This window comes from Lentzea sp. NPDC051208 (genome assembly GCF_040682435.1).
In the GTDB taxonomy this organism is placed as follows: domain Bacteria; phylum Actinomycetota; class Actinomycetes; order Mycobacteriales; family Pseudonocardiaceae; genus Lentzea; species Lentzea kristufekii.
Map to the genome: position 1 here is coordinate 103,950 of NZ_JBFBAW010000021.1, position 26,687 is coordinate 130,636.

The 26,687-nt window shown below is 69.4% G+C and carries 30 protein-coding genes; 15 read left to right on the plus strand and 15 right to left on the minus strand.

Features of this window, described 5'->3' with window-relative positions:
- Positions 1-265: 265 nt before the first annotated feature.
- Together AB0M48_RS37730 and AB0M48_RS37735 are read right to left on the minus strand one after the other, a co-directional pair.
- On the minus strand, positions 266-751 hold the full coding sequence (locus AB0M48_RS37730; protein ID WP_363851516.1) for a hypothetical protein: 486 nt from the start codon (positions 749-751) through the stop codon (positions 266-268).
- A gap of 46 nt (positions 752-797) precedes the next feature.
- Positions 798-1,775: an LLM class flavin-dependent oxidoreductase gene (locus tag AB0M48_RS37735; RefSeq protein WP_363851519.1), complete on the minus strand. Its 978-nt coding sequence runs from the start codon at positions 1,773-1,775 to the stop codon at positions 798-800.
- Between the two features lie 29 nt (positions 1,776-1,804).
- Between AB0M48_RS37735 and AB0M48_RS37740 the strand changes: the two genes are divergently transcribed.
- The 4 genes from AB0M48_RS37740 to AB0M48_RS37755 are packed head-to-tail and all read left to right on the plus strand — an operon-like array spanning position 1,805 to position 3,976.
- Positions 1,805-2,083, plus strand: coding sequence for a GNAT family N-acetyltransferase (locus AB0M48_RS37740; protein ID WP_363851522.1), 279 nt, complete (start codon positions 1,805-1,807; stop codon positions 2,081-2,083).
- Positions 2,084-2,118: 35 nt separating this feature from the next.
- Entirely contained in the window at positions 2,119-3,108 is a 990-nt protein-coding gene (locus AB0M48_RS37745; RefSeq protein ID WP_363851525.1) for an MBL fold metallo-hydrolase, read from the plus strand.
- Positions 3,105-3,830 carry a lysophospholipid acyltransferase family protein gene (locus AB0M48_RS37750; RefSeq protein WP_363851528.1) on the plus strand — a complete coding sequence of 242 codons (726 nt, stop codon included), beginning with the start codon at positions 3,105-3,107 and terminating at the stop codon, positions 3,828-3,830. Before AB0M48_RS37745 ends, AB0M48_RS37750 begins: the two co-directional genes overlap by 4 nt.
- A complete protein-coding gene (locus AB0M48_RS37755) occupies positions 3,827-3,976 on the plus strand; it encodes a hypothetical protein (protein WP_319987925.1) in 150 nt (49 codons plus the stop codon). Before AB0M48_RS37750 ends, AB0M48_RS37755 begins: the two co-directional genes overlap by 4 nt.
- Positions 3,977-4,247: 271 nt before the next feature.
- Here AB0M48_RS37755 and AB0M48_RS37760 read toward each other — a convergent pair whose 3' ends face one another.
- From AB0M48_RS37760 to AB0M48_RS37770, 3 genes are read right to left on the minus strand one after another with little or no spacing between them, the layout of a single operon-like run.
- Positions 4,248-4,688: a response regulator gene (locus tag AB0M48_RS37760; RefSeq protein ID WP_363851531.1), complete on the minus strand. Its 441-nt coding sequence runs from the start codon at positions 4,686-4,688 to the stop codon at positions 4,248-4,250.
- On the minus strand, positions 4,685-6,196 hold the full coding sequence (locus AB0M48_RS37765; protein WP_363851534.1) for an ATP-binding protein: 1,512 nt from the start codon (positions 6,194-6,196) through the stop codon (positions 4,685-4,687). The genes AB0M48_RS37760 and AB0M48_RS37765 overlap by 4 nt, the downstream gene beginning before the upstream one ends.
- Positions 6,193-7,338, minus strand: coding sequence for a SpoIIE family protein phosphatase (locus AB0M48_RS37770; RefSeq protein ID WP_363851537.1), 1,146 nt, complete (start codon positions 7,336-7,338; stop codon positions 6,193-6,195). The genes AB0M48_RS37765 and AB0M48_RS37770 overlap by 4 nt, the downstream gene beginning before the upstream one ends.
- Before the next feature lie 66 nt (positions 7,339-7,404).
- On the opposite strand from AB0M48_RS37770, the gene AB0M48_RS37775 reads away from it, so the two are divergent.
- Positions 7,405-7,890: a GNAT family N-acetyltransferase gene (locus tag AB0M48_RS37775; RefSeq protein WP_363851626.1), complete on the plus strand. Its 486-nt coding sequence runs from the start codon at positions 7,405-7,407 to the stop codon at positions 7,888-7,890.
- Here AB0M48_RS37775 and AB0M48_RS37780 read toward each other — a convergent pair.
- The 4 genes from AB0M48_RS37780 to AB0M48_RS37795 form a co-directional block, all read right to left on the minus strand.
- A complete protein-coding gene (locus AB0M48_RS37780; protein WP_363851540.1) occupies positions 7,825-8,295 on the minus strand; it encodes a DUF1232 domain-containing protein in 471 nt (156 codons plus the stop codon). The genes AB0M48_RS37775 and AB0M48_RS37780 overlap by 66 nt on opposite strands.
- An 8-nt stretch (positions 8,296-8,303) precedes the next feature.
- Positions 8,304-8,714, minus strand: coding sequence for a hypothetical protein (locus AB0M48_RS37785; RefSeq protein ID WP_363851543.1), 411 nt, complete (start codon positions 8,712-8,714; stop codon positions 8,304-8,306).
- 104 nt (positions 8,715-8,818) lie between these two features.
- Entirely contained in the window at positions 8,819-9,562 is a 744-nt protein-coding gene (locus AB0M48_RS37790) for a zf-HC2 domain-containing protein (protein ID WP_363851546.1), read from the minus strand.
- Positions 9,559-10,128: a sigma-70 family RNA polymerase sigma factor gene (locus tag AB0M48_RS37795; protein WP_030479030.1), complete on the minus strand. Its 570-nt coding sequence runs from the start codon at positions 10,126-10,128 to the stop codon at positions 9,559-9,561. Before AB0M48_RS37795 ends, AB0M48_RS37790 begins: the two co-directional genes overlap by 4 nt.
- A gap of 114 nt (positions 10,129-10,242) precedes the next feature.
- Between AB0M48_RS37795 and AB0M48_RS37800 the strand changes: the two genes are divergently transcribed.
- The 4 genes from AB0M48_RS37800 to AB0M48_RS37815 all read left to right on the plus strand — a co-directional run bounded on the left by AB0M48_RS37800 (position 10,243) and on the right by AB0M48_RS37815 (position 13,980).
- Positions 10,243-10,842 (plus strand): hypothetical protein, encoded by a 600-nt coding sequence (locus tag AB0M48_RS37800; RefSeq protein ID WP_363851550.1) that lies wholly within the window; start codon positions 10,243-10,245, stop codon positions 10,840-10,842.
- Positions 10,843-10,909: 67 nt separating this feature from the next.
- Entirely contained in the window at positions 10,910-11,620 is a 711-nt protein-coding gene (locus AB0M48_RS37805) for a DUF4142 domain-containing protein (protein WP_266042722.1), read from the plus strand.
- 153 nt (positions 11,621-11,773) lie between these two features.
- Positions 11,774-12,607 (plus strand): ferredoxin, encoded by an 834-nt coding sequence (locus AB0M48_RS37810; RefSeq protein ID WP_363851553.1) that lies wholly within the window; start codon positions 11,774-11,776, stop codon positions 12,605-12,607.
- Positions 12,604-13,980: an FAD-dependent oxidoreductase gene (locus AB0M48_RS37815; RefSeq protein ID WP_363851556.1), complete on the plus strand. Its 1,377-nt coding sequence runs from the start codon at positions 12,604-12,606 to the stop codon at positions 13,978-13,980. The genes AB0M48_RS37810 and AB0M48_RS37815 overlap by 4 nt, the downstream gene beginning before the upstream one ends.
- A 270-nt stretch (positions 13,981-14,250) precedes the next feature.
- Here the strand turns inward: AB0M48_RS37815 and AB0M48_RS37820 are convergent, their stop codons facing one another.
- A complete protein-coding gene (locus AB0M48_RS37820) occupies positions 14,251-15,195 on the minus strand; it encodes a beta-ketoacyl-ACP synthase III (protein ID WP_363851559.1) in 945 nt (314 codons plus the stop codon).
- An 81-nt stretch (positions 15,196-15,276) separates the two neighbouring features.
- Here AB0M48_RS37820 and AB0M48_RS37825 point away from each other — a divergent pair, with 81 nt between their 5' ends.
- On the plus strand, positions 15,277-15,876 hold the full coding sequence (locus tag AB0M48_RS37825) for a TetR/AcrR family transcriptional regulator (protein WP_319987912.1): 600 nt from the start codon (positions 15,277-15,279) through the stop codon (positions 15,874-15,876).
- Here AB0M48_RS37825 and AB0M48_RS37830 read toward each other — a convergent pair.
- Genes AB0M48_RS37830 through AB0M48_RS37840 form a run of 3 tightly spaced genes read right to left on the minus strand, consistent with a single transcriptional unit; the run spans position 15,846 to position 17,657 of the window.
- Positions 15,846-16,571 (minus strand): alpha/beta hydrolase, encoded by a 726-nt coding sequence (locus AB0M48_RS37830; protein ID WP_363851563.1) that lies wholly within the window; start codon positions 16,569-16,571, stop codon positions 15,846-15,848. The two genes, AB0M48_RS37825 and AB0M48_RS37830, sit on opposite strands and share 31 nt — an antisense overlap.
- Positions 16,568-17,035: a hypothetical protein gene (locus AB0M48_RS37835; RefSeq protein WP_363851566.1), complete on the minus strand. Its 468-nt coding sequence runs from the start codon at positions 17,033-17,035 to the stop codon at positions 16,568-16,570. Before AB0M48_RS37835 ends, AB0M48_RS37830 begins: the two co-directional genes overlap by 4 nt.
- Before the next feature lie 34 nt (positions 17,036-17,069).
- The gene (locus tag AB0M48_RS37840; protein WP_363851569.1) at positions 17,070-17,657 is read right to left on the minus strand and encodes a TetR/AcrR family transcriptional regulator; all 588 of its coding nucleotides are present in this window, start codon (positions 17,655-17,657) and stop codon (positions 17,070-17,072) included.
- A gap of 61 nt (positions 17,658-17,718) precedes the next feature.
- On the opposite strand from AB0M48_RS37840, the gene AB0M48_RS37845 reads away from it, so the two are divergent.
- Positions 17,719-17,943: a hypothetical protein gene (locus tag AB0M48_RS37845; RefSeq protein WP_363851572.1), complete on the plus strand. Its 225-nt coding sequence runs from the start codon at positions 17,719-17,721 to the stop codon at positions 17,941-17,943.
- Positions 17,944-17,965: 22 nt separating this feature from the next.
- Here AB0M48_RS37845 and AB0M48_RS37850 read toward each other — a convergent pair whose 3' ends face one another.
- Positions 17,966-19,588, minus strand: a complete 1,623-nt coding sequence (locus AB0M48_RS37850) for a C39 family peptidase (protein ID WP_363851575.1) — start codon at positions 19,586-19,588, stop codon at positions 17,966-17,968.
- A gap of 63 nt (positions 19,589-19,651) precedes the next feature.
- On the opposite strand from AB0M48_RS37850, the gene AB0M48_RS37855 reads away from it, so the two are divergent.
- Positions 19,652-22,219: a BTAD domain-containing putative transcriptional regulator gene (locus AB0M48_RS37855; protein ID WP_363851578.1), complete on the plus strand. Its 2,568-nt coding sequence runs from the start codon at positions 19,652-19,654 to the stop codon at positions 22,217-22,219.
- A gap of 131 nt (positions 22,220-22,350) precedes the next feature.
- On the opposite strand, the gene AB0M48_RS37860 is transcribed toward AB0M48_RS37855, so the two are convergent.
- Positions 22,351-23,625 (minus strand): FAD-binding oxidoreductase, encoded by a 1,275-nt coding sequence (locus AB0M48_RS37860; protein ID WP_363851580.1) that lies wholly within the window; start codon positions 23,623-23,625, stop codon positions 22,351-22,353.
- A 135-nt stretch (positions 23,626-23,760) separates the two neighbouring features.
- Here AB0M48_RS37860 and AB0M48_RS37865 point away from each other — a divergent pair, with 135 nt between their 5' ends.
- From AB0M48_RS37865 to AB0M48_RS37875, 3 genes are all read left to right on the plus strand, one after another.
- Positions 23,761-24,669: a LysR family transcriptional regulator gene (locus AB0M48_RS37865; protein WP_363851583.1), complete on the plus strand. Its 909-nt coding sequence runs from the start codon at positions 23,761-23,763 to the stop codon at positions 24,667-24,669.
- A 114-nt stretch (positions 24,670-24,783) separates the two neighbouring features.
- Positions 24,784-25,947 (plus strand): CoA transferase, encoded by a 1,164-nt coding sequence (locus AB0M48_RS37870; protein ID WP_363851586.1) that lies wholly within the window; start codon positions 24,784-24,786, stop codon positions 25,945-25,947.
- Positions 25,944-26,687: a crotonase/enoyl-CoA hydratase family protein gene (locus tag AB0M48_RS37875; RefSeq protein WP_363851589.1), complete on the plus strand. Its 744-nt coding sequence runs from the start codon at positions 25,944-25,946 to the stop codon at positions 26,685-26,687. The genes AB0M48_RS37870 and AB0M48_RS37875 overlap by 4 nt, the downstream gene beginning before the upstream one ends.

The window sequence follows — 26,687 nt, forward strand, 5'->3', positions numbered from 1 at the left end:
TTCCAAACGTCGACGGCTCTCGCCGCGACTCCATCGGACGCGCTCACTTCTCAGTCCCCTCCTATGGGCTTCGTGCGCACCATCTTCGGCGACACGGGCACACCGAAGGGTCAGGCCTTCCACTGAGATCGACCCTGAGATTAACCCCGGTGCCCCCGCCCCGAGCCGCCACGCTGAGAGAACCCTCAGCTGCACCGCGTGTGCGGATGGTCGCAGGAGGAGACGATATTTCACTGCTGCGGCAATGTCTTCAGACTTCGGAGAACTACGCCTTCAACTTCCGTCGCATGGGGACGGTCGGTTCCATCAGCCATGAAACCAATTCCACGCGGAGGCCTTCGCGCAACGCGTTCTCGGCCAGCCAGTGATCGACGTCGCCGCGATAGGCGCTCGCGGGCCTCGGCCAGCGCGCCAGCCACTCGCCGAACGCCGCGTTGAACGCGATCGGGCCGCCCGGCGGCCGCACGCCGAGGACGAGCACGGGGTCCTCTCCGGTGGCGAGAGAGGCGGCGATGTCGTACGTGCCACCGAAGAGGATCCGATCCGCTCCCAGCTCACGGGCTTTGTCCGCCACCCCGAAGAACGCCGACCCGCGCCCGTGAGCGCGCACCACCAGCTGGTGCGCACGGAAGTCGGTGTCGAGGAACTCGTCGGCGTACGTGCCGTCGTCGGCCAGCACCAGCACGTTCGTGCCGTCGGGGAGCGCCCCGACCTGCCCAGGATGCGTGATGCCGATGACGGTGATGCCCACGCGGTCCATTCTGCTCGCCGAGTGTTAACCCGTTGCGGCGCTTGCGTTAAACAAGTTTCGGAAGCACCTCGGTGCCGAACAGGCGGATCGTCTCGACGACCGATTCGTGCGGCATGCCACCGATGTCCACCATCACCAGGTGCGTGTCGATCGACAGGTGCTCCGCCAGTTCGTTCAGCCGTGCCGCCACCTCGTCCGGCGTCCCGCACACCGCCGCGCCGTCCATGATCGCGTCGACGTCGATGTCGCCGTCCCCGCGCCACGGGTCCGCGAACCGCGCGTACTCGGCGAGGTGCGGCCGCCAGCGCTCCCGCGCGTCCTCCCGCGCCACGAACACGTGACTGGGCACGCCGACGCGTCCGGCGGGGAAGCGCTCCCGGTACCGCTGGACCACCTCCAGGTAGATCGACGGATCCCGCAACGTCGACGGCAGCATCAGCGGCATCTCCAGCTCGGCGCCCAGGTCCGCCGACACCGCCGACCCCGATCCGATCCACACCGTCGGCCGCGGCGTCTGCACGGGCCGCGGCGTCGTCGTGACGTCGCTCAGCTGGCCGCGGAACCTCCCGTCCCAGCTCACCGACGGCTCTTCCAGCAGCTTGAGCAGCAACCGCAGGTGCTCCTCGAACCGCGCCCGCAACTCACCCGGCTGCACGCCGAACGCCGCGTCGGTCTGCTGGTCGACCCCGCGGGCCACGATGAGCTCGGCCCGCCCGTTCGACAGCACGTCCAGCGTCCCCAGCGCCTCGGCCACCAGCACCGGGTCGCGGTGGGCCAGCAGCGTCACGCCGGTCGAGAGCCGCAGCGTGCTCGTCCGCGCCGCCACCGCCGCCAGCAGCAGCTCGGGCGCGGACACGATGTAGCGGGTGAAGTGGTGCTCACCGATCGCGACGCCCGCGAACCCCGCCTCCTCGGCCACCACCGCCTGCTCGACCATCGCGCGCAGCCGGTCGGCCTGGGGGACCTCCTGCCCGGTGCACGGGTTGGGCAGGTGGTCACCCAGGATCAGGAGGTAGACGTCCATGCGGGCCATTTTCCCTCTTCCGAGGCAAGATGGTTGACGTGGTCACCAATAACAAGGCCGAGAGCCGCTACGAGGTGCACGTCGACGGCGAGCTCGCCGGCTTCCTGGAGTACCGCGACGTCGCCGGCGTCCTCGCGTTCGTGCACACCGAGGTCGACGAGGCGTACGCCGGTCAGGGCCTCGGCGCCCAGCTCGCGAAGTACGCGCTGGACGACGTCATGGCGCGGGATGTCAAGATCTCCCCGTTGTGCCCGTTCGTCGCGAAGTACATCGACAAGCACCCGGAATACCGTGTTACCGTCCGGTAGATAGTTGCGAGCGCTAACAATGAGGTGGGCGTAGCGTGTGGAGTGAGCCGGGCGCGTTCGAGGTCGCACCAGGAGTGCACCGGATTCCGCTGCCGCTGCCGAACGACGGCCTGCGCGCGGTCAACGTCTACGCGATCGAGGACGGCGACGGCCTGGTCATGGTCGACTCCGGCTGGGCGCTGGACGAGGCGCGCGACCAGCTCGAAGCGGCGCTGGGCACCCTGAACAAGGGCTTCGAGGACATCAAGAGGTTCCTCATCACGCACGTCCACCGCGACCACTTCACGATGGCGGTGTCGCTGCGCAGGACGTTCGGCAGCAGGATCGGGCTCGGTCTCGGCGAGCAGCCCTCGCTGCGGCACATGCTGCACGGCCAGGACGACCAGCACGTCGACGACCTGCGCAAGTGGGGTGCCAGCGAGCTGGCCGAGACGTGGATCAAGATCATGCACCACGTCGACCGCGGTGAGGCGCTGCGCGACTACGAGGAGCCTGACGAGTGGCTCGTCCGCAGCACCGTCGGCCTCGAGCACCGCGAGCTGGAGATCGTCCCGACGCCCGGTCACACCCGCGGTCACGTCGTGTTCGTCGACCACACCGCGAAGGTGTTGTTCTCCGGCGACCACGTGCTCCCGCACATCACGCCGTCGATCGGCTTCGAGCCGTTGCGGCCCGAACTGCCGCTGGGCGACTACATGACGTCGCTGCGGCTCACCCGCGAGCTGCCGGACCTGAAGCTGCTGCCCGCGCACGGCCCGGTGACCGACAGCTCGCACGCCCGCGTCGACGAGCTGCTGCAGTTCCACGAGCAGCGCCTGGAGGAGATCCTCAAGGCCGTCGCGGGCAGCGCGTTCGAGACCGCCCGCAAGATCGGCTGGACCCGCCGCCAGCGCCGGTTCGACGATCTCGACATGTTCAACCAGGTGCTGGCCATCGGTGAGACGGCCGCGCACCTCGACGTTCTGGTCGAACGTGGCGAATTGACCCGAACTCCGAACGCCGGCGTGCTCGAATACCACGTGTGACACCGCTGGAGCTGGCCGCCTGGACCTGGAAGATGCCCCGCAGGGGCAGAGGCTTCTGGTTCTCGCTGGCGATCGACGTCCTGTGGCCCGTGGTCGTGCTGTTCGTGCGGCTCAAGGTGCGCGGCAAGCAGCACGTGCCGGGCAACGGCGGCGTGATCCTCGCGTTCAACCACCTGTCCAACGCGGACACGGTGGCGGCCGTGGTGTTCGCGCTGATGTCGAACCGGGTGCCGCGCGTGCTCGCGAAGGCCTCCCTGTGGCGCCTGCCGGTCTTCGGCCGGGTCATGCGCTCCGGAGGTCACATCCCGGTCGAACGCGGCACGGTGAAGGCCTCGGAGGCGCTCAGGCCCGCTGTGGAGGCGTTGCGCGGCGGTGAGTGCGTGATGGTGTTCCCCGAGGGCACCTTCACCGACGACCCGGAGAACTGGCCGATGAAGGGCAAGTCCGGCGTCGCGCGGATGGCGCTGGAGTCGCGCGTGCCGGTCGTCCCGGTCGCCGAGTGGGGCACGCAGGACCTGCTGCCCAGGGGCAGGATCCTGCCGAGGCTGTTGCCGCGCAAGCGGATCGAGGTGGTCGCGGGGGCTCCGGTCGACCTGTCCGACCTCTACGACCTCGAACTCACCGCGGAAGTGCTGGCAGAGGCCACCCGGCGGGTCATGGCGGCCATCACGACCATGCTGTCAGGCATACGTTCGGCTGATGCGGGTAGCCAGAGTGCATGAGCACGCGAGAGGAATTCGAGTTACGCAGGCAGCGTCGTCCGGGTGGCACGGGGATGTGGGCGCCGGTCATCCCTGAGCCGCGCGAGCCCCAGGAATGGGTCGTGCAGGCCGACGAGGAACCCGTGATCGTGCGCAGCGTCGACTGAGCGTCCAGACGCCACAGACGCGTCCAAGCACCTGGTCGGAGGTCGTGGATGAGCCAACAGCCTTGGCTTTTCTAGCCGCCCCGGCCGCCACGCGGGGATCCCGCGTGCCCTCCTACCGCACGCGGGGTCCCCGCGTGCCTTCCAACCGCACGAAAGCTCCCTGCGTGCGGTGACCGAATACGAAACGCGCTCACGTCAGAGATCGAGCGGTGCTGGTCCTGCGAGCGCGGCGCCGCCGGCGTCGACAAGCTGATGGCCGAACCGGCCGTGATCAGCGGGGCAGCTTCACCACGGTGACGAAGAAATCATCGATCTGGCGGACGACCTCGATGAACCTGTCGAAGTCCACCGGCTTGGTCACGTACGCGTTGGCGTAGAGGCTGTAGCTGCGCAGGATGTCCTCCTCGGCCTCCGAGGTCGTCAGCACGACGACGGGGATCGAGCGCAGCTCGGGGTCGTTCTTCACCTCGCCCAGCACCTCGCGGCCGTCCTTGCGGGGCAGGTTGAGGTCGAGCAGGATCAGGCCCGGCCGCGGTGCGTCCTGGTACTGGCCTTCGCGGCGCAGGAACTCCAGCGCCTCCACACCGTCCTTCACCACGTGCAGGACGTTGCGGATCTTGTGGTGCTCGAACGCCTCCTGGGTCATGAGGGCGTCGCCCGGGTCGTCCTCCACGAGCAGGACGTCGATCACGTTCAGGGGTGCTTCAGTCATGCGGTTACCTCAACCAGGTCTTCTGCGGCCACGGGCAGGGTGAACTCGAACTGGGTACCCGAGTCCACATCGGTCTTCAGCCAGATGGTGCCGCCGTGGTACTCGACGATCTTGCGGCACATCGCCAGGCCGATCCCGGTGCCCGGATAGGCGTCCTTGGGGTGCAGGCGCTGGAAGATGACGAAGATTCGATCACTGTACTCCGGCTCGATCCCGATGCCGTTGTCGCGAACGGAGAACTTCCACACCTCGCCGTCGCGCTCAGCTTCGATCGTGACCTCCGGAGCCGACGACCCCCTGAACTTCAACGCATTGCTTATCAGGTTCTGGAACACCGCGCTGAGCAGAGTCGCCTCACCTCGCACGGAGGGCAGATCGCCCACGACGATGGTGGCGCCGGTCTCCTCGATGCGGTCGGAGAAGTTCTCCACCACCTGGCTGACCAGCTCGTCCAGGTCGATCATGGTCCGCTCGCGGGTGATCCGGCCCACGCGGGAGAACGCCAGCAGGTCGTTGATCAGGCCCTGCATGCGTTTCGCCCCGTCCACGGCGAAATCGATGTACTGGTCGGCGCGCTCGTCGAGCTGGCCGCCGTACCGCCGTTGCAGCAGCTGGCAGAACGACGCGACCTTGCGCAGCGGTTCCTGCAGGTCGTGCGAGGCCACGTAGGCGAACTGCTCCAGCTCGGCGTTCGAGCGCTGCAGCTCGGCGGATCTCTGGTCCAGCGCCTCGAGCTCCTGCACGATCCGGCGGCGCATGCCGTTCACGTCCTCGCCGAGCATCACGGTCTCCAGTGGACCGTCCGCGTCGATCTCGTGCTCGAAGTCGCCGGACGCCACCTGCCGGGTGTGCGCGGCGAGGTTCGCCAGCGGCGCGACCAGCAGGCGGTGCAACAGCACCGACAGCCCGCAGATCACCACCACCAGCAGCACGCCCATGCCGATCACCAGCCACAGCACGACCTGCGCCACTTCTTCCAGGTCCTCGCGAGCCTGCTGGGCGAACCCACCGATGTCGGTGCGCAGCGCCGACACCTCGGCACGGAGCTGGTCGAACAGCACCTTGCCGCGCTCGATGTCCCCCGCTGTGCTGCCGCCGGCGCCGGACTGCTTGATCCCGGCCACCGTGGACTCCGCGTACTCCGAGCGCCACTGCCGCGCGAGGTCCTCGATGCGGCTCACCCGGCCGTTGACGTCGCCGACGAGCTCGCGCAGGCTCGCGGCCGTCTCGATCTCGGCCTTCTGGCCGTCCAGGTAGGGCGCGAGGAAGTCGTCCTGGCCGGTGAGGACGAAACCGCGCACCCCGGTCTCCTGGTCGAGCAGCGCGCGGTTCAGTTCGTTCACGCGGCGCCCGGCGGGTTCGACCTGGTCGACCGACCGCGCCCGCGCGTTGCTCAGCGAGTCGAGGGCGACGACCGTGGACGAGATCGCCACCGCGGTCATGGCCAGCAGGATCGCCACGATGGCGCCCAGCAGGCGGCTCGCCGGAAGCCTGTGCGGCAGGTTCACTTTCCGTCCTTCAGCAGCAGGATGGCCACGTCGTCGTCGAGCGTCCCGCCGTTGAGCTCCGTCACCTCCGCGATGACCGAGTCCATCCAGTCGGGACCGTTCCGCAGATGTCTCGCCAGGATCTCGCAGAGGCGCTCGACACCGAGCCGGTCGACGTCGTCAGGTACCCGGCCCTCGATCAGTCCATCCGTGTAGCAGGCAAGAGACCAGCCGGACGGCAGCGGCACGTCCACCCCGGTCCACGCGTAGTCGGGCAGCACGCCGAGCGGCACACCGATCTTCGACTGCGGCAGGTCGACGATCTGCCCGCCGACCATCATCAGCGGCTCGGGGTGCCCGGCGAGGAAGTAGCGCGCCGAACGGCGGTCCGGCGCCACGGTCACCATGCACGCCGTGGTGAAGATGCCCTCACCGTGCCGTTCCGCGACCAGCACCTGGTCGAGCGTGTGCAGCACCTTCTCCGCGGGTTCGCCGGCGAGGACCAGCGCGCGCCACGCTATCCGCAGGCAGACGCCCAGCGCGGCCTCGTCCGGGCCGTGGCCGCAGACGTCGCCGATGATCGCGTGCACGGTGCCGTCCGGCAGGCCGACCGCGTCGTAGAAGTCGCCGCCGAGCAGCAACCGCTGGCCGCCGGGCTGGTAGCGGACCTCGAGGTTCACGTCCGAGTTCTGCAGCAGCGGGGGAGGGAGCAGGCCGCGTTCGAGCCTGCTCCGTTCGGCCGCCAGCAGCTTGGCCTCGCGCAGCTGGAACTGGGCGTCGTCGGCGCGGCGGCGTTCGACCGCGTACCGGACGCCGCGCAGCAGCAGTTCGCCGTCGACCTTGCCCTTGATCAGGAAGTCCTCGGCACCGGCGGCGACCGCCGAGATGCCCTCGCGTTCGTCGTCGAGCCCGGTCAGCACCAGGATCGCCGGCGCGTCCGGTTTGGCCAGCAGCCGGTGCAGGCCGTCGAGCCCCTGTGAGTCGGGTAGTCCCAGGTCGAGCAGCACGCACTCGGCGTCGGGGAGCAGCCGTTCCGCCTCCGCGAGCGTGTGGGCGCGCGCCAGGATGAACGGGGCGCTCGCTTCTTCGAGCAGCGCCTCGACCAGGAGGGCGTCGCCATCGTCGTCCTCGACCAGGAGGACGCGCACTGTCTTCGTTCGCATCAGGAAGGAACTTTAACGTTATTCGGGTGCGCCGCTCGCGTCCGACCTACCAGGATCGCGGGCGTGTTGATCCGTCTCGCCCAACCAGCCGAACTCCCGTACCTCCAGGAGATCGAAATCGCCTCCGGAGAGCCGTTTCGCGACATCGGGATGCCCGAGATCGCCGACGACGACCCGATGGCCCTGGCAGACCTCGCTGAGCACGAGGTCTGGGTCGCCATCGGCGCGGAAGGCGTGCCCGTCGCGTTCATCGCGGTCGGTGACGTCGACGGTGCGACGCACGTCCACCAGGTCAGCGTGCATCCCTCGCACGCCCGCCAGGGCATCGGCGCCGCGCTGATCGAGCACGTCACCCGCTCCGAGCGCGCTGTGACGCTGACGACGTTCCGCGACGTGCCGTGGAACGCGCCGTACTACGAACGCCTCGGGTTCCGCGCCGTGGCGGACACCTCGCCCGGCCTGGCCGGGATCATGCGCGAGGAGGCCTCACGGGGCCTCGATCCCGCGACCCGTGTCGCGATGATCCTTCTCCCAGCGCAGGTACGAGCCTGAGGCCACCGAAAGGCTGCTGAGCAGCCAGACGAGCACACCCGCGTCGTCCGTGACACCGATCACCGGCAGGAACTCCGGCAGGACGTCGATCGGCGACACGAGGTAGACCAGCGCCACCGCCCACATCATGACCTGGCTGCGCGGCAGCTCCGGGTACTTGCCGCCGCGCCAGGTCTTCCACAGCCGCGGCAACGCCTTGAGGCGCGCGATCGGGTTCCCGACCGGGCCGGGACCGTTCTGCGCGCGCTTGCGGCGGTTGCGCAGCACGCCGAGCCCCGCGAACACCAGGCCGAGCGGGATCAGCACCCACCCGACGACCGCCGGGCTGAGCCCGCCCATCGGGGCGTTGCGCAGCAGCAGGATCAGCAGACCTGACAGCGAGATGAACGATCCGAAGACGACCATCCGGCTCCCTAGCTCGGCTCCTGGAAGAGCATCGACGGAATGACCTTGTGCGGCTGCCTCTGCTGAGCGGGCTCGGGTTCCCTGAGCTCGATCGCACGTTCGGGTTCCTCGGCGGGAACCTCTTCAACCACTGGCTTTTTCACGGCCTTCACCGGAGGCGGAACGACCTGGTCCAGTGCGGCGCGCGCGTTGGAGATCCAGACCCTCTGCATGGCCTCGTCCTTGCTGCCGGTCGCGGTGGCCGCGAGTCCGGAGAGGACACCGCGGATGCGCGGAACCAGAGACGGATGACGCCGGATCGCCTGCCACACCGCGTGATCACCCGGTAGCCGGGCGGACACGAGCCGCGTGACCTGAGCGCGCAGCTCCTCTGTGGACAGATCGAGCCAGCGCTCGACCGCTGACGGGCCTATCGCCACGTAGCCAGCCTTCCCGAACTTCTGCGAAAATTCCTGCGAAACGACAACTGCCCCCACAGGATCTCACGGATCCCGCGGGGGCAGTGGGCTGGTGTCGCGAAACGTCAGGAAGCCACGACTTCGAGCAGCGTCTTCCCGTTCTCGTCGACGATGCGGAACGTCGCGATCTCGTGCCACCGCATGGCCACGTTCGCGGCCAGCTTGATGGTCTTCTTGTCGCCCGCCACCGGTTCCGGGGCGTACCAGGACGTGACCTGCGCGACACGGCCCGCGCGGCCCACAGCGACGAGCGAACCCCTGCTGGGGCCGGACATGCCGGTGACCTCGATGTCCATCGCGGTCCCCGACGGGGTGTCGGACGCGCTGATCTTCGTGCCGACGCCGCTGTTCGGGTCCTGGTGCTTCACCTCCATCGACGTGTCGTTGGAGTTGTTCGCCACCCTCGTCTGCGACGTCGAGGTGCCGGGGTTCTGGGGCGCTGCCTGGTTCGAACCGTCGTTGCCGCCGCGCACGACCAGGGTCGTGACCACGGCCGTCACCGCCACGACGCCGGCGGCGGCGGCCGCGACGCCCTGGGCGACGAACCACCGTCGGCGCTTCCTGCGCGCCGCGACGGCGTCGAGCATGACCCGCACCGACTTGCCGTCGGGGCGTTCCGGAGCCGTCCCGCGCAGCATCCCGCCGGCGTCGGCCTCGTCGATGAGGTCCGGCACCACCGCGAAGTCGCGCAGGTCAAGAGCACACCGCCGACACTCGGTCAGGTGGTTCTCGAACGCCTCCACCTCATCGGCATCGAGGATGCCGAGCACGTAGGCGGCTACGTCGAGGTGATCTGGTGCCGTTGTCACCGCGTCTCTCCCCGATCGTGCAACGCACGCCGCAACGCACGGAGCGCGTAGTACACCCTCGACTTGACCGTTCCCGGCGGCACACCCAGTGCAGCCGCGGCCTCACCGACGGTGCGGTCCCGCAAATATGTTTCGAGAATAGCCTCCCTGTGTTCCTCGGAGAGACCGTTCATCGCCTCCGCCACGACGATCGCCGCGAGGGTGCGATCCTCTTCGCCGCGGGAGGGCGACTCGTCCGAAGGGGTCAGTTCGAACTCCTGCGGACGGACGCTTCTCTTACGCCTGTCGTCAATGACCAACCGCCTTGCCACCGTGAACAACCACGACCGCAAGAGCACGGGGTCACGCTCGAGTTTCTCGGCGTTGCGCCATGCCCTGACCAGGGTCTCCTGCACGATGTCCTCGGCCCACTGACGATCATGGCCCGTCAACCTCATGCAGTGTCCCAGCAGGGCACTCCCGAATTCCTCGTACAGCCGACGGATCAACTCTTCTTCGAGAGACCCCGGTCTTGGTGATTGTTCGTCTAACTCGCGTTGACGTCTATGCCGCGCCACGGGGGACATCCTTGCCCCATCAACCGTCTCAAGTCGAGAGGCAAATATTCCTCACGAAGTTCGTGAACCGTTGCCGGATCGTGTCCGTACTCCTCGGTACCCCCGCTGAGAAAGGACCTGCCGATGCGACGTGGACCAGCCATCACCGCCCTGGCGGTACTGGCCCTCTCCCTCACCGCGTGCGGCAGTGCCCAGACCCCTCCCGGAGGGGCGGCCGCCGCCGGTGGCCTGCAGGCCAAGAACGCTGATCTGGAAGGTCACAACAACTACTTCATCGCGAACACCGAGCAGATGGGGTGGTTCGTGATCGACGCCGAGGGCCTGCCCATGTACCGCTACGACAAGGACGTCCCCAAGCCGTCCAAGTCGAACTGCGAGGGTGAGTGCGCGAAGGCCTGGAAGCCGGTCCTCGCGGACAAGACGCCGATGGCGACGGGCGTGGACCCGATCTCCATGGGGGTCTTGACCAGGCCCGACGGCACGAAGCAGCTCACCATCCAGGGCTGGCCGCAGTACACGTTCGCCGAGGACAAGGTCGCCGGCGACATGAAGGGCCAGGGCAAGGGTGGTGTGTGGTGGGTCACCGCGCCCAACGGCGCCAAGATCACCGGCGGGAAGGCCCAGAACAACAGCAAGAGCAGCAGTGCGCCGAGCACGTCCCCCAGTTCCGGGTCGGCGCGGACGCCGCAGTCAGCGCCCCCTCCCGCGGCGCCCGGCTACTGAGCCCACTGCTCCACGCCATGCATCCATCTCCTATCGACTTCCTTTGGACAACGAGGACAACAAGACGATGACCAGAGCCCTCGCCACCGTCTTTGCGATGTTGTTCCTCTTCTCCGGTCTGACCGCCACGGCTGCAGCGCAGCCCGCGGACACCGGGGGAGTGATGGACACCCCGTCGGGCCCGCTGACGGCGAACGACCGCGAACTGCTCAACAGGGTGCGCCTCGCAGGCCTGTGGGAGATGCCCATGGGCGAGCTCACGGCCACCAAGGCGTCCAACGCCAGGGTCAAGCAGATCGGCAAGATGATCATGCTCGACCACATGATGCTGGACGCGCTGACGAAGAAGACGGCCGCCGGGTTCGGGCTGACCACGCCCGACGTGCCGAACCCGACGCAGCAGTCGTGGATGGAAGAGATCAACGCGCTCGAAGGCGACGCGTTCGACCAGGCGTTCGTCGCCCGGTTGCGCGCCGCGCACGGCCAGATCTTCCCCTTCATCGCGAAGGTGCGCTCGGGGACCCGCAACGACGTCATCCGCGGGTTCGCCCAGGCCGGCATCGACGTGGTGATGAAGCACATGACGTTGCTGGAGAGCACCGGTCTCGCGGGCGACTCGTCGTTCGCCGAACCGCAGCCCGCGGGCAACATCATCAACGCGACCCTGGCCTCCGGTGAGGGGCCGAACATGTGGGTGATCCTCACGGTCACCGCCGCGGGAGCCGTTCTCACCGTGCTCCTGCTCCGAGTACTCCGCCCGCGACGACCGGTGCGGTGATTGCGCAAGACCCCGTTGCAGTACGGGAAACGGAGGTGGTGTCCCAAGGTCAGAGGCACTCCAACGCGGACCTGTTCCCACCCGCCCGGCCCTGATGTGTCCACTCCTGCACCCAGGACCGGGCGGGTTCCCGCGAGAGTTCTATCGGAGGAAGTGTTGTTGTCCAGCCAGATTCCGCTCCTGGTGGCCCAGTCGGCCGAGTTCGACGCGGGCGTCAAGAAGATGGCTCAGCTGTCTGCCAGGCTGGCTTACGTCATGATGTGCGCCACCTTGTCCTGGGGTGTGCTCATCGCGACCGGGTGGGCCGAGAAGCTCACCGGACGTGAAGGACTGAAGAACGGGCACATGGTGCTCGCCTCGCTGGCGATCGCGTTCGGCTGCATCCACGCGTTCGCCTTCACGCTGATCCAGACCGGTACGTTCAGCTTCATCAAGCTCGTCCTGCCGTTCGTCGACGGCGGTCTGTTCCGGCACGCGCTGGGCATCCTCGGCCTGGAGGTCATGCTCGCGATCGCCGTGCTCGCCTCGATGAGGCACAAAGTCTTCTACCGCAAGTGGTTGAGGTTCCACCAAACGGCGTACATCGCGGTGACGATCACCGTGGTGCACTCCTGGTTCGGCGCCATCGCCAACGGCAACCTGTCCGTTCTCTGGCTGGCCGGCCTCACCGTTCTCGTCCCCACCGCGACCCTGGCCCTGGCCCGGTTCCTCCCGCCCGAGGTGCTGATGCGCATCGGCATGCTCGACGCCGAACGCGGCAAGGAACCCGGTGTCGGCGAGGGCGACGCGATGGACGTGAGCGTCAACAACGAGAAATGCCACCGCTACGGCACGTGCCAGGCGGAGGCCCCCGATGTTTTCCAGCTAATCGAGGACAACCGCCTGACCTACAACCGCCGTCCGCCGGAGGAGCACTTCGCTCAGGCCCGGTCGGCAGCCCGCGCGTGCCCGATGCGCGCGATCGAGATCAGGGAGCGAGTGAAGTGAGCGAACGGATCGTGGTCGTCGGCGGCGGGCTCGGTGGAGTCCGTTCCGCGGAACGGCTGCGGGAGATGGGTTTCGACGGGCAGATCACCATCCTGTCCGCCGAGCGGCACCTCCCGTACCACCGCCCGTGCCTGTCGAAGCAGATCATCACCGGTGAGTGGACCCCGGACGACGCGTTGCTGTCGTTCTCGGGCGACCTCGACGCCGAGTGGCGGCTGAACTCCCCGGCCCTGCACCTGGACCCCAAGAAGCAGTCCGTCTGGGTGCCCGGCGGCGAGGAGATCAAGTACGACGGCATGATCATCGCCACCGGCGTCGACGCCAGGGCGATGGGCGGCGCTCCGCGCCACGACCCGCGGGTGCACGTGCTGCGGACGCTTGACGACGCGGTCGCGATCCGCAGGAACATCCGTCAGTCGCAGGGCCTCGTCGCCGTCATCGGCGGCGGGTTCATCGGCTGCGAGCTCGCCTGTTCGGTCCGTCACATGGGCCGCGACGTCGCCCTGATCGTGCGCTCGCCCGCGTTGCTGGGCGGTGTAGTCGGTGACGACATCGGCAAGAAGATCACCGAGGCGCACGTCGAGCACGGCGTGCGCCTGGCCACCGGCGTCGGCATCAAGCACTGGGTGCGCCAGCCCGGCGGCATCGGCATCCACCTCTCGGACGGCCAGGTCTTCTTCGCCTCCTGCGTCGTGCTGGCCGTCGGCGCCTCCCCGGCCGTCGACTGGCTGCGCGGCTCCGGCCTCGACATCTCCGACGGCGTGCTGTGCGACTCCACGAACCACGTGGTCGGCGCCGAGAACCTCGTCGCCTGCGGTGACGTGGCCCGCTGGCCCAACATGCGCTTCAACGGCGTCGTGCGACGGGTCGAGCACTGGCTCAACGCCGTCGAGGGCGGCCGCGCCGCGGCCGAGAACCTCCTGGTCGGCCGCAACCACGCCAAGACCTACACCCCGGTCCCGCGCTTCTGGACCGAGCAGTACGGCATGCGCGTGCAGGGCGCCGGCCTGCCCGTCCTCGGCACCGACACCACCGACGTGAACGGACTCACCGGCTTCATCGCCAACGGCAAGCTCGTCGGCATCGTGGGTCTGGAATCACCGGGCAAGATCATCACCGAGACCCCGGAACTCTTCCGGCAGAACACGGTCGAGACGAACGTTCCGGTGTGGACGCAGCCGGAACCCGCTGCGGCCGAGGCACCGGAAGTCCTCCCGACCGCCATGATCCCCGTTCCCGAACCGGTCGCCGCCCACGCATCATCCGTTCCCCCGTCCGTCTCGTCGTCGATGTCGCCGCCATTGCAGCGGCGGAGGCATTCGCGTTCGAGGCCGGAGATGGTGCGAGTGGGCGGAGGACGCGCGAGGCCCTAACCAGGTGGTGGAGACTTTCAGGTCGTCGGTACAGGGCAAGCGGGAACGGCGAACTCCGACGTCGCCCGCGTGGCCAGGTGGCGGACCGATGACGTCACGCGGCGATGCGCTCGTTCCCGCGCCGGCGGCCTGAACCTCCCTCTCGCGCGTTACCAGCGGTGTGGCGGCTCGGAGGGCTCCCGAGTCGCCACACCGGCCTGTTCTGAAGGTTGATGAGGGGCTGTCTTGCCAGGGTGGCTCGCCGCTGCCGCGCGACGGCAGAAGACAGGCCTACGGGGCGGTGATCACCTGGCCCGCCCACGACAGCCCGCCACCGAAGGCGAACAGCAGGACGGGCCGGCCGGACGGGAGTTCCCCGCGCTCGGCCATCTTCGACAGCGCGAGCGGCACGGAGGCGGCGGAGGTGTTGCCGGACTCCACGACGTCGCGGGCGATCACCACGTCGTCGCGCAGGCCGAGGCGCTTCGTCATCGCCTCGATGATCCGCAGGTTGGCCTGGTGGGTGACGACGGCGGCGAGGTCGGTGACCTCGATGCCCGCCTTGGCGCAGGCCTGTGCGGCGATGGCGGGGAGTTCGCTGGTGGCCCAGCGGAAGACGGCCTGGCCCTCCTGGGCGAAGCGCGGCTGCCACTCGTCGACGAGGCGGACGGCGTTGGCGCGCGTCGGGTCCGAGCCCCAGGTCGCCGGGCCGATCTGGGCGTCCGGGGAGGCGCTGACCACGGCCGCTCCCGCGCCGTCGCCGAGCAGGATGCAGGAGGAGCGGTCGGTCCAGTCGACGAGGTCGGACATCTTCTCGGCACCGATCACCAGGGCGTGCTGGGCCGCGCCTGCCCTGATGGTGTGGTCGGCGGTGGCGAGGGCGGTGCAGAAGCCCGCGCAGGCGTTGTTCATGTCGAAGACGACCGCGGACGGGATCGACAGGCGCGCCGCCACCTGGGCCGCGGTCGACGGGCTGCGGTCGATGGCCGAGCAGGTCGCGACGATGACCTGGCCGATGTCGGACGGAGCCAGGCCGGACGCGGCCAGTGCCTTCGCGCCCGCCACGGAGGCCATGTCCGCCACGGTTTCCGTGGAGGCCGCGATGCGGCGGGTGGAGATGCCGGTGCGCTGGCGGATCCACTCGTCGTTGGTGTCCACCATCTTTTCCAGGTCGGCGTTGGTCAGCACTCGTTCGGGCTGGTGGTGGCCGAGCGCGACGACACGGGAACCGGACAAGGTGAACTCTCCTTCGGGCAGGGCGACGCCGCGAATATAGCAACCGATCGGTCGGTAGCTAAAGAGACGTAAACTACAAAGATGAGCCCGCGCAGATCTGTCGCCGACACCCTGGAGACACGGCAGCGCATCCTCGACCGGAGCCTCGCCATCGCCTCCGCGGAGGGGCTCGAAGGGCTGACGATCGGCCGGCTGGCGACCGAGCTGGGGATGAGCAAGGCCGGGCTGCTGGGCCACTTCGGCACCAAGGAGGCCCTGCAGCTCGCGGTGGTCGACCAGGCCGCGGAGGTCTTCCTGCGGGAGGTGCCGCGCAAGGTGAAGCAGATGCCGTCCGGGCTGCCGCGCCTGATCGACGTCTGCGAGGCCTGGGTGTCCTACCTCGAACGCGAGGTGCTGCCCGGCGGGTGCTTCTTCACCGCCGCCACGGCCGAGTTCGACGGGCGCAGCGGACGGGTGCGGGACGCGCTGGCGGGCATGAACGCGTTGTGGCGCAGGGATCTGCGGATCCACATCCGGCGCGCGGTGAGCGACGGCGACCTGAAGCCGGACACGGACGTCGAGCAGCTGATCTACGAGATCCTCGGGGTCATGCTGGCGCTCAACCACTTCCTGCAGCTGGAGCACGACAGCGCGGCGCCGCGCCGGGCCCGTCAGGCGCTGAAGCGACTGCTCACGAAGTGATTCACGATCTCGGCGACCTCCGCCGGTCGCTCGGACACCAAGCCGTGCGTCGCGTCGATCTCGTGCACCCGCACGTTCGGGGGCAGATCGCGGCGCAGTCCCGCGCGATGAGCGTCCATCAACGGCAGGAGATCGGGCGGCACCGGCAGGTTGCGCGTGGCGAGCACCAGCAGGAACGGGCAGGAGACCTCGGCGAACACCGGCAGGGCGTCCAGGAACTCCGGTGACGTGCGCAGCACGGACGTGATCGAGCGGTCCGGACGGGTGACCATCTCCAGCTGCGCGGTGAACAGGGCGTTCAGCTTCGCCAGGCCGGACGTGACCTCGTCGGCGGGCAGTCCCGCGTAGTTCTCCGGATGCGTTGTGGCGGAACGGTGCCCGTCCAGGCTGACCGCCGCCGGGCACGCCGGGTGCCGCGACGCCCACAGGCCAGCGAGGACGCCGCCCAGCGAATGCCCGACGACGACGGGGTTGCCGAGTCCGAAGTGGACGGCGGTGGTGGCGAGGTCGTCGAGCACGGCCTCCCAGTTCCACGGGCCGTCGCCGGACTCGCCGTGCCCGCGCAGGTCGACCGCCACCGCGCGCCCGTCCAGCCGCGGTGCGAGCACGTCCCAGGCGGACCGGTCACCACCCAGGCCGTGCAGGAGCAGGAACGGCCGGCCGTCGCCGCCGAAATCAGTCGCCGCGAGCTTCACTGTTCTCTCCTCAGGCCGAGACGGGCGCGGATCGAGTCGACGGTCACGCCGCCGTCCGGATGGCGCAGCAGCTTGTTGCGGTTCACGAGGTCGTGCACGCCTTGGCGGGTGATGCCGAGCATCGCCCCGGCCACTCCCAGGGAGACGTGGTCCTTGCTCGGGTGGCCGGCGCGGCGTGCGGCGACGCGGCCCAGCGGGGTCGCCCACCAGTTCTCGGGCGGGTCGAACGGGGTGTCGCCGGGGTACAGCACCGCCAGCAGGCGGATGGCCACCTGCCGGGCGAGGTCGTCGTCCGGCCCGAGCAGCTGCGCTGCCCACATCTCCGCGTCGGCCTCCGCGGAGGACCGCAGGCCGGCCAGATCGGCCTGCGGCAGAAGGATTTCCAGCGGGTCGAGCAGCCGGCTAGTGACGAGCCGGATCAGGTCGTCGCGCAGGTCCACGTGTTCCGAGGTGGTGGTCGCCACTTGACAGACGATAGCAAGTACTTGACGTCTACTGTCAAGCAGTCGGCAGCATCGTCTCCAGCACCTGGACGAGAACGGCGTGCGTGTTGGCGCCCTTGACGACCACCTGGCGCAGGGCCAGCCCGATTCCCAGCGCTCCGAGCAGGACGACCAGTTGTGGCAACGGCATCGCGGGTTCGAGTCCCAGGCGCAGCAGGTGTTCGGCGAGCAGGGCGACGACCTGGTCGTCGTGGGTTTGCTGGAGGGCGGCGATCCGGGCCGCGATCTCGGGTTGCTGTGCCGTCGCGGCGAGCACCTCGGCGGCGACCGACGTCCACTTCGCCGCCTCCTCGTCCGCCACGCCGCTGAGGATCGCGATCACGTCGTCACGGCAGCTTGCCTGTTCGAGTGCGTTGCGCAGGCCCTGCAGATGGGTTCCCGCGTCGGCCTCGACGATCGCCAGCCACAGTCCCTCCTTGCCACCGAAGTGCTTGTAGACAGCGCCGCGGGTGTAGCCGGCCTCGGCGGCGATCTCCTCGACCGTCGCCCCGAGGAAGCCACGGCGCAAGAACACCCGGTGGCCGGCGCGCAACAGGTGCTCGTGGGTGCGTACCTGCTGTTCGGCCCGTGTCAGCCTGACCATCACTCGCCCATTCAGTAACACAGCGTTTCTGGAAACGTCGTGTCACTGTACAGTCGGCCGCATGGACCTCCTGTTCGGCGTGGCCGCGGTGGCGAGCGTGCCGCTCATCTTGGCCGGGTTCACCTGGTACGCCATGCGGGCCCGCCGCACCGGCAGCGGGCAGTCGCTCATGGCGCCGTTCGAGGAGATCTGGGATCCGGTGGCGCACAGGACGAACGTCGAGGTCCACGCGCAGGCCCGGCGCACCCCGCAGGCGCCCTCACCAGGCGACCCTCCTGCCGCGTGAGCAGGAGGGTCGCTTCAGCGCGTCAGGCGGCCCACATCTGCACGGGTGCGATGTAGTTCCAGCTGTAGAGCTGGTTCGCCCCGTCGTAGCTGCCGTCCGTGCCCGCGCCATAGGTGTCGTGGACGTAGAACTGGCCGTTGTCGTGGTAGCCGATGACGACGGACAGGTGGCCGGCGGTCGAGCCCCACGTGCCGCTCATGATCACGAACTTGCCCTGGTCGAGGAACGCGCGGACCTGCGCCGGGGTGAAGTTGCCCTGCTGGACCGCGGCGCCGTTGCGGGCCAGGAAGTCGCGCTCGGACTCCCAGGAGGCGCAGGGACGGGCCGGGTTGCCGCCGCAGTAGTAGCCGGTGATCCAGCCGTGCGCGCCCTTCCAGCTGCCGGTGCGCGACCAGTCGTTCATCGTGCGGTTGAAGGTCGTGCCGCGGTTGCTGAACTCGTCGGTGATGTAGCGGGCCCACTTCGAGTAGTGCGAGAACGGCTGCGAGACCTGCACGCCGAACTCGGCGGGCAGCTGGTAGGTCACGAGGTCGATGACCGCGCTGGTCGGGCCGCAGGAGGAGTTGCCGTTGAACTCGTTGCGCGTGTCCCACAGCTGGTGGATGTACTCGGCGCGGTTCAGCCGGCCCATCGTGGTGACCTCGCCGTCGAGCGAGGCGGCACGAAGACCCGACGCCTTCACGTACCCCTTGGCGGGGCTGCCGATCACGGCCTCGGCGCCGTCGATCCCGGTCAGCGCGTAGTTGAACGACAGGCCCTCGACGACTCGCGAAGCCTTGCGCGAAGCCAGGTCCTGCACGTAGACGCCGTTGAACGCGTCGAACTGGCCGGGGCCGAGCTTCTTGTCCGCCACGCACCCCATGACCTCGTACGCCACCCGCGCGCCGTCGGCGCTCCACACCGCGCTGCGGTAGTGGTGCCGGGTCTCGCCGACCAGCGACCGGACCTCGCCGTGCTCCGACGCCAGCCCCAGCCACTGCGGGTCGGCACCACCGCAGCGGTAGATCTCGTTGTGCTTGATGAAGCTGACGTGCCGCTCGCCCTTGACGTCGACGAGCTTGAAGTCGCGGTACAGCGACGTCGAGCCGGAGGTGATCAACGGCTTGGCGGCGCCGGACTTCAGGTCGAACCGCACGAGCGAGCCCACGTACGTGCTGTCGTCGGCGACGTCCGGGTGCTGCACGGCGAGCAGGCCGGTGCCGTCGGAGGTGAACCCGAGCAGCCGGGGCGCGCGGCCCTTGAGCTTGCCGGCGGGAACGCCGTCCACCACGACGTTCTCGCCGTCCACGTAGGCCAGCACCGAGCCGTGGAAGGCGGCGGAGGTGATCGCCCCGCGTGCCACGGCACGGGACTTGCCGTAGCGGTCGACCGTGTGCAGGACGCTGCCGCTCGTGCCGTCGAAGTCGGAGATCACGGCGGCCAGCGCGCCGTCCGCGGACGAGGAGGACCGGATCGTGAAGGCGGGATCGCTGACGGTGAAGGTGGCTCTCTTGACGCCACCGACGATCACGTCGTAGCCGTTGCCCGCACGGACGGCGTGCGACCGGGACGGGCTTTCGGAGTAGGGCTCGGCGGCCTGAGCGGGGGACATGGCGGCAGCCACGGTGCCGAGTGCCACCACCAGTGCCAGTGAGGTTTTCGTCATCGATCAAACGTCCTGGCGCGTGGCATGCGTCCGGTATGCGGTTGGTGGTTACGATCGGGAGCTGTGGAGTTCCGGGTGCTCGGGCCGGTCGAGTGTTACGCCGACGACGGCGTGCGGCTGAGCCTCGGGCCGCCCAAACAGCGAGCGGTGCTCGCGTTGCTCCTCGCGCAGCCCGGCCGGGTGCTGTCGGTCGACCGGCTGATCAGCGTGCTGTGGGACGACTCGCCGCCCAAGACGGCGCTGAAGAACCTCCAGGTCTACGTCTACCAGCTGCGCAAGATCGTCGGCTCGCGACTGCTCTCGCGGGCGCCCGGCTACCTGATGTCGATCGACCCGGCCGAGCTCGACCTCACCCGGTTCACCGAGCTGCTCGAGGCCGCCCGCAGGGAACGCACTCCGCGCGGCTACCGCGAGGCGCTCGCGTTGTGGCGCGGGCCCGCCCTCGCCGATCTCGCCGCGTCCGGGTTGCTGCGCGGGGTCGTCGCCCAGCTGGAGGAGCTGCGGCTGGCCGCGCGGGTCGAGTGCGCCGACGCGGAACTCGACCTCGGCCGCCACGTCGAGATCGTCGCGGACCTGAACGAATGGGTGCGCGAGCACCCGTTGAACGAACGCCTGCGCGAGCAGCAGATGGTCGCGCTGCACCGCGCGGGGCGTCCGGCCGAGGCGCTGGCCGCCTACCAGGAGTGCCGCCGGGTGCTCACGGACGAGCTCGGCGTCGAGCCGGGGGAGTCGCTGAGGCGGTTGCAGGCGGAGATCCTGCGCGCGAAACCCGTTGGGGCGGCGGCGATCCGGCAGTTGCCGCCGGACGTGGTCACCTTCGCCGGCCGCGGCCGCGAGCTGAACCTGATCAAGGCGCAGCCGCGGCAGGACCGGGTCGCGGTGTGCGTGATCACCGGGCAGGCGGGCATCGGCAAGTCGGCGCTCGCGGTGCGGGCGGCGCACGAGATCGCGGCGAGGTTCCCGGACGGCCAGCTCTACGCCGACCTCTCCGACGGTGCCTCGGACCGGATCCTGAGCCAGTTCCTGCGCGCGCTCGGCGAACGGCCCGGCGACGAGGAGGCCCTGCGCTACCGCTCTCTCACCGCGTCGCGCCGGCTGCTCGTGGTGCTGGACAACGTCGCCACCGCGGGCCAGGTCACCCGCCTGCTGCCGACCGGTCCCGGCTCGGCCGTGCTGATCACGTCCCGCCGCCCGCTCACCTCGCTGCACGGTGCCTCGTACGTGAAACTCGGCGCGCTGCAACTGGAGGACGCGTACCGGCTGCTGGAGGGCGTCGCCGGGGAGGTCGCGGACGCGGCGGAACTCGTGCGCTGGTGCGGGGGACTGCCCCTGGCCCTGCGCATCGCGGGCGCCCGGCTCGCCGCTCGTCCACAGTGGACCGCACCGCTGCTGGCGGCGCGGCTGGCGGACGAGGCGCGCCGCCTCGACGAGCTGAGGCTCGGCGACGTCGCGGTGCGCTCGGCGTTCGAGGTCAGCTACGCCGAGCTCGGATCTCCCGACGTGGCCAGGGTCTTCCGGTTGATCGGACTCCTCGACGGCCCCGACTTCTCGGTCGCCGCGGCACGGGCGCTGACCGACGTGCCGGACGTCGAGGACCTGCTCGCCGAACTCGCCGACGCGCACCTGGTCGAGGAACCGGTGCCGGGCCGGTTCGCGTTGCACGACCTGCTGCGCCTCTTCGCCCGCGAACGCTGCCGCGCCTCGGAGTCGGCCGAGGAACGCTCACTAGCGCTGGAACGCCTGCACAAGCACTACCTGGAAGCGCTGGCGGACAACCCGGCCGACCTCTGGCTGGCCGAAGAGCGCGACAACCTGATCGCCGCCGCACAACAGGCCTCACCGGCCGACGCGATCGCGTTCGCCGCGGGCCTGTCCTGGTACTTCCGCCGCCGTTCCGAGGTGGCGGACTGGGCCGCGCTGAACACGCTCGCCCTGGAGGCCGCCCGCTCACTGGGCGACCTCCGCGCGGAAGCGCTGGCGTTGAAGGAACTCGGCGCCGCCTGCGAGCGCGGCTTCAAGTTCGGCGAGGCCCAGCGGCACTGGACGGCGGCACTGGCCCTGGCCCGCGCACTGCACGACCGCCAGCTCGAAGCCGTGACGCTCAACAACCTCGGCATCACCCACTGGCGCCGCCGCGACCTGCCCGCCGCGCTGACCTCGCTGGAGGCCTCGCTGACGTTGCGCGAGGAACTGGACGACTCGCAGGGCGCGGCCTACGTGCGCACCAACCTGGGCCTGGTGCACGCCGCGCTGGGCGACCTCCCCGCCGCGCTGGTCTGCTACGAGGAGACGCTGACGACGTTGCGCGCGTGCGGCGACAGGTCCGGCGAGCTGCACGCGCTGGCGAACATGGCCGACGCCCACCGCCAGCTCGGTTCCCTGGACCGGGCGCTGGAACTGGCGGAGGAGGCGTTGCGGCTCGCGCGATCGGTGGGGGACAGGCAGATCGAGGCGGGCGTCCTGCTGGACCGCGGCATCGTGCACGAGCTGGCCGGCCGCGGTGAGCAGGCGCGTGCCTCCTACGCCGAGGCGGTGCAGCTGTCGCGCCGCATCGGGTTCCGGTGGGGCGAGGCGGAGGCGTCGCGGAAGCTGGCGGAACTAGGGCCTGTGTCGAAGTCTGATCCGCGATAGCCGGGCCCGAGGCGGCCCCTGGCGGCACGGCCGGACGACCCACGTACAACACCGGTACGCGGGCCATCCGGCCGCACCACCAGGAACCACCTCAAGCGCGCCTCTCATCGAACCAGACTTCGACACAGGCCCTAGCCAGCTGAATACCGTCCGGGCGCGAACACCCCCTCCGGATCGAGGGCCTGCCCGATCCTGGCCTGCAACGCCGTCGCCGTCCCCGGCCTGTCGACATCCCGCCGGTAGGGCAGAAACCCATGTGCCGCAAAAGCTTGGTGCAACCGGTCCAGCGTCTGCCGTGCCTCCGCGGCGGCCGCGGGATCGTCCGCCGGGAAGCCGATGCCGATGACGTGGTCGACGGCTTCGTTGTCGTGGACGTTCACGGTGACGACGGGCGTCGACGCGCAGCAGTCGCGGATCAGCTTCTCGGCGAGCGCGATCGCCTCCCCCGAGAACGGGACGAGCGGCAGGAACATCAGCAACCCGAGTTCGGCGTCGACCCGCTCGGCCGGACGTCCCATGGTCCTGCGCAGGAACCACGTGTCGGCCGGTTCGGGATCACCCGCGTACGTCGCGCGCACCACCTCGTCCGCGGTGGAGGACGGTGCCGCGACGAGCGGTGATTTCCGTGCGGCACTGAGGAGAACCGAGCTGAGCGCCTCCACGGCCTCGCCCGCACCGCTGAGGCAGACGTGTGCGAGGTAGCCGTCCAGCTGGGCCGCGACCGGGTTGTAGATCTTGGTGGTCGGCGGGATCAGCCGCTGGTCCGTCCACGACCGCAGCGCGTTCACCGCGTCGGCGAGGTCGTCGGACGCGAAGGTGAACGGCAGCATCCGCACCTCCTCCGGCCTGGGCAGCAGCCGGACCACGGCGGCGGTGACGACCGCGAACGACGACTGCGTGAACAGGTGGGTGAGCGTCGGCCCGGGGCCGTGCGGGCGCGGGACGGCCGACACTCCCGGCCACCAGCCGACCTGCTCGCGCCGGCCGTCGGCGAGCACCACCTCCAGCCCGACCAGGTCCTCGGCTCGGGCGCGGTGCACGCCGACGCCGCGCTCCAGTGCGTTGCCGATGATGCTGGTGCGCAACGAGGAGGTGGTGAGGTTGAAGATCCTCGGCGTGCCCCGCAACAACTCCGCGAGCGCACCCTGGCTCACGCCCGGTTCCACCACGGCGTAGCCGCGTTCGACGTCGAGCGCGCGAACGCGGTCCAGGCCCGACAGGTCGAGGACAGCGGCACCGTCACCGACCGGCAGTCCCGAACCCAGGCCCCAGTTGTAGCCCTTGCTGATCGGGTGCAGTGGCCGCCTGCCGGAGCGGACGATCTCGACGACCTCGTCCGCCGTCTTCGGACGGAGGACCTCGGCGATCGTTCGCGGGCGGAAGGCGGCTGGCTGGTCGAATGGCACGTCGCGCACGATAGGCGGACCGAGCGGCGCGAAGTCCCCGTGCGCGGGAGGACTACTCGAACCGGTGACAGGTGGCGACGGAAGCCGGTAGCCGCAGCGACGAGTTCGTACTCCGAAAGGCCTAGTCTGGATCACGTGGAACTGCTGCACCTGCGCTACTTCGTCGCGGTCGCCGAGGAACTGAACTTCTCGGCGGCCGCGCGGAAGCTGCACATGGCCGCCTCCCCGCTGAGCCAGCGCATCAAGGACCTCGAACACGAGCTGGGCCGCCCGCTGTTCGACCGCAGCACCCACCACGTGGCGCTGACCGACGCCGGCACCGCCCTGCTGCCGATCGCGCGGGACGTCCTCGACCGGGTCGGGTCCATCCGCTGGCGCCTCGACCAGGCCACGAGACCTGTCCGGTCGACGGTGTTCGTCGGCATGCCCGCGGGCATCCACCCGGCGTTGCGGGAACGGCTGTCCCTGCTGGCGGACCGGGTCGCGGGGCGGTTCGAGGTCAAGCGCTGGCCGGGCACGACCACGGACCTCGTCGCGGCGGTGAAGGACGGCAGGCTCGCGCTCACGCTGGCGCGGCTGCCCGTGCAGGAGGCCTCCCTCGACACGCTGCACGTCATGTCGGAACGCCTCGGCGCCGTCGTGCCTGCCGACAGGTTCAAAGGCCGGAAATCGGTCAAACTGGCCGATCTCGCTGATCTGGCGTACGCGAAGTCGCCAGAGGAAATCATGCCCGCGTATTTCGAGCAGCTCGACCGGCAATTGCACGAGCTGGGCATCAAAAAGCGCATCCAGCTGAGCAACACCGGCTACCAGGGCACCTCGGAGATCGTCTCGGGTGGGCTCGGGTTCTCCGTCTCGATGCTCGACGAGGACAGCTCCATGCGCGGCTACCAGCTGGACAACATGGCGGTCCTGCCGTTCGAGGACTTCCGCGCGCAGCTCGACACCGGACTGCTGTGGCGCCACGACCGGGCGAGCGGCGGCGACATCGAGGAGCTCGTCGCGATTGCGAAAGAAGTTTTCGCGGAGCCGATAGTCAAATGAACAATGGTGTGACCGCTGTGGTCATACCATTGTTCGCGACTTGATCGTTCCCTTTCTCGCGGTTCGTCACTAACTTCGGTGGTGCAAGGACGAACAGGTGCGAAAGGACGAACGATGAAGGACATCACCGCCGGTCCGCTGGACGGCGTGCGCGTGATCGACCTCTCGACCGTGGTGATGGGCCCGTACGCGGCCCAGATCCTCGGAGACCTCGGCGCCGACGTGATCAAGATCGAGTCGCCTGTGGACACCGTCCGCAACGGCCGCTACCGCACCACGCCGGGCATGACCCCGTTGAGCCTCAACGTCAACCGGAACAAGCGCAGCATCGCGCTGAACCTGAAGGACGAGGACGACCGCGAGACCGCCCTCAAGCTGATCGACACGGCCGACGTGCTGATCACCAACATGCGACCGAGCGCGCTGAGCAGGCTCGGCCTGAACTACGCGGACGTCGCCGAACGCAACCCCGGCCTGGTCTACGCCCACGCACAGGGCTTCCGCGGCGACTCCGACCGCGCCGGCGTCGCCGCCTACGACGAGACCGTCCAGGGCGCGTCCGGCCTGGTCGACATCGCGAACCGCGCCCTCGGCCGGCCCGTCTACCTGCCGACGATCATCGGCGACAAGGTGTCGTCGCTGACCATCGCCTACAGCGTGCTCGCCGCGCTGGTGCACCGGAACAACACCGGGCAGGGCCAGCGCGTCGAGATCCCCATGGCCGACACGATGATCGCGTTCAACCTGGTCGAGCACCTCGCGGGCCACGCGTTCGTACCGGAGGAAGGGCCGACGGGCTTCGGCCTGTCGATGGCCAAGGGCCACCACGCCGTGCACACCAGGGACGGCCTCGCCTGCGTCGTCCCCTACAACCCGCAGAACTTCCGCGACTTCTTCGCCGCCGCGGGCCGTCCCGACCTGGCCGGGGACCCGCGCGTCGCCGGTGAGCGGATCGACCCCGGCGACAGCGACGACCTGATGGGACTGGTCGACGAGTGCGCGCCCGCACTGTCCACTGAGGAGTGGGCGGAGGTGTGCGCCGAGCACAGCATCCCGTTCGGGCCGGTGCTGGAGCTCGACAAGGCGCACGAGGACCCGTACGTCCGCGACGGCCACCTGCTCGACGTCGTGCAGCACCCGAGCGAGGGCGCCATCCGCTCGATCGGCATCCCCGTCCGGTTCTCCGCCACGCCCGCCACCGTCCGCCGTCTCGCCCCGCTGCCGGGGCAGGACACCGCCGAAGTGTTCGCCGAACTGGAAAAGGGAGTGCTGGCATGAGCGAGGTGCGCACCGAACGAATCGGTTCGGCATTGCTGATCACGATCGACCGGCCGGAGGCCCGCAACGCCGTCAACGCGGCCGTCGCGACGAAGCTCTCCGCAGCACTGGACGAACTGGAGGCCACACCGGAACTGCGCGTGGGCGTGCTCACCGGAGCAGGCGGCTCGTTCAGCGCGGGCATGGACCTCAAGGCCGCACTGAAGGGCGAGTCGTCGGTGGTCGGTGACCGCGGCCTCGGCGGTCTCACCGAAGCCGAGCTGACCAAGCCGTTGATCGCGGCGGTCGAGGGCTTCGCGCTCGGCGGCGGGTTCGAGCTGGCGCTGGGCTGCGACCTGATCGTCGCCGCCGAGGACGCGAGGTTCGGTCTGCCCGAGGTGAAGCGCGGCCTGATCGCCGCGGCCGGGGGAGTCGTCCGCCTGCCGCAACGGATCCCGCACCACCTCGCGATGGAGATCCTGCTGACCGGTGAGCCGATCGACGGCCGCCGCGCGGGCACGCTCGGCATCGCCAACCGGGTCGTGCCGAACGGCGAGGCCGCCGCGATCGCGCTCCAGCTGGCGGAACAGATCGCCCTGAACGCCCCGCTGGCGCTCGCCGCCGTCAAGAAGGTCGTGCGGTCCGCCGATCCCTGGGCCGCGCAACGCACCGAGAGCACGAAGCTGATGACCACGGCCGACGTCCGCGAGGGCATGACCGCGTTCGCCGAGCGTCGCGCTCCGCAGTGGACAGGACGCTGA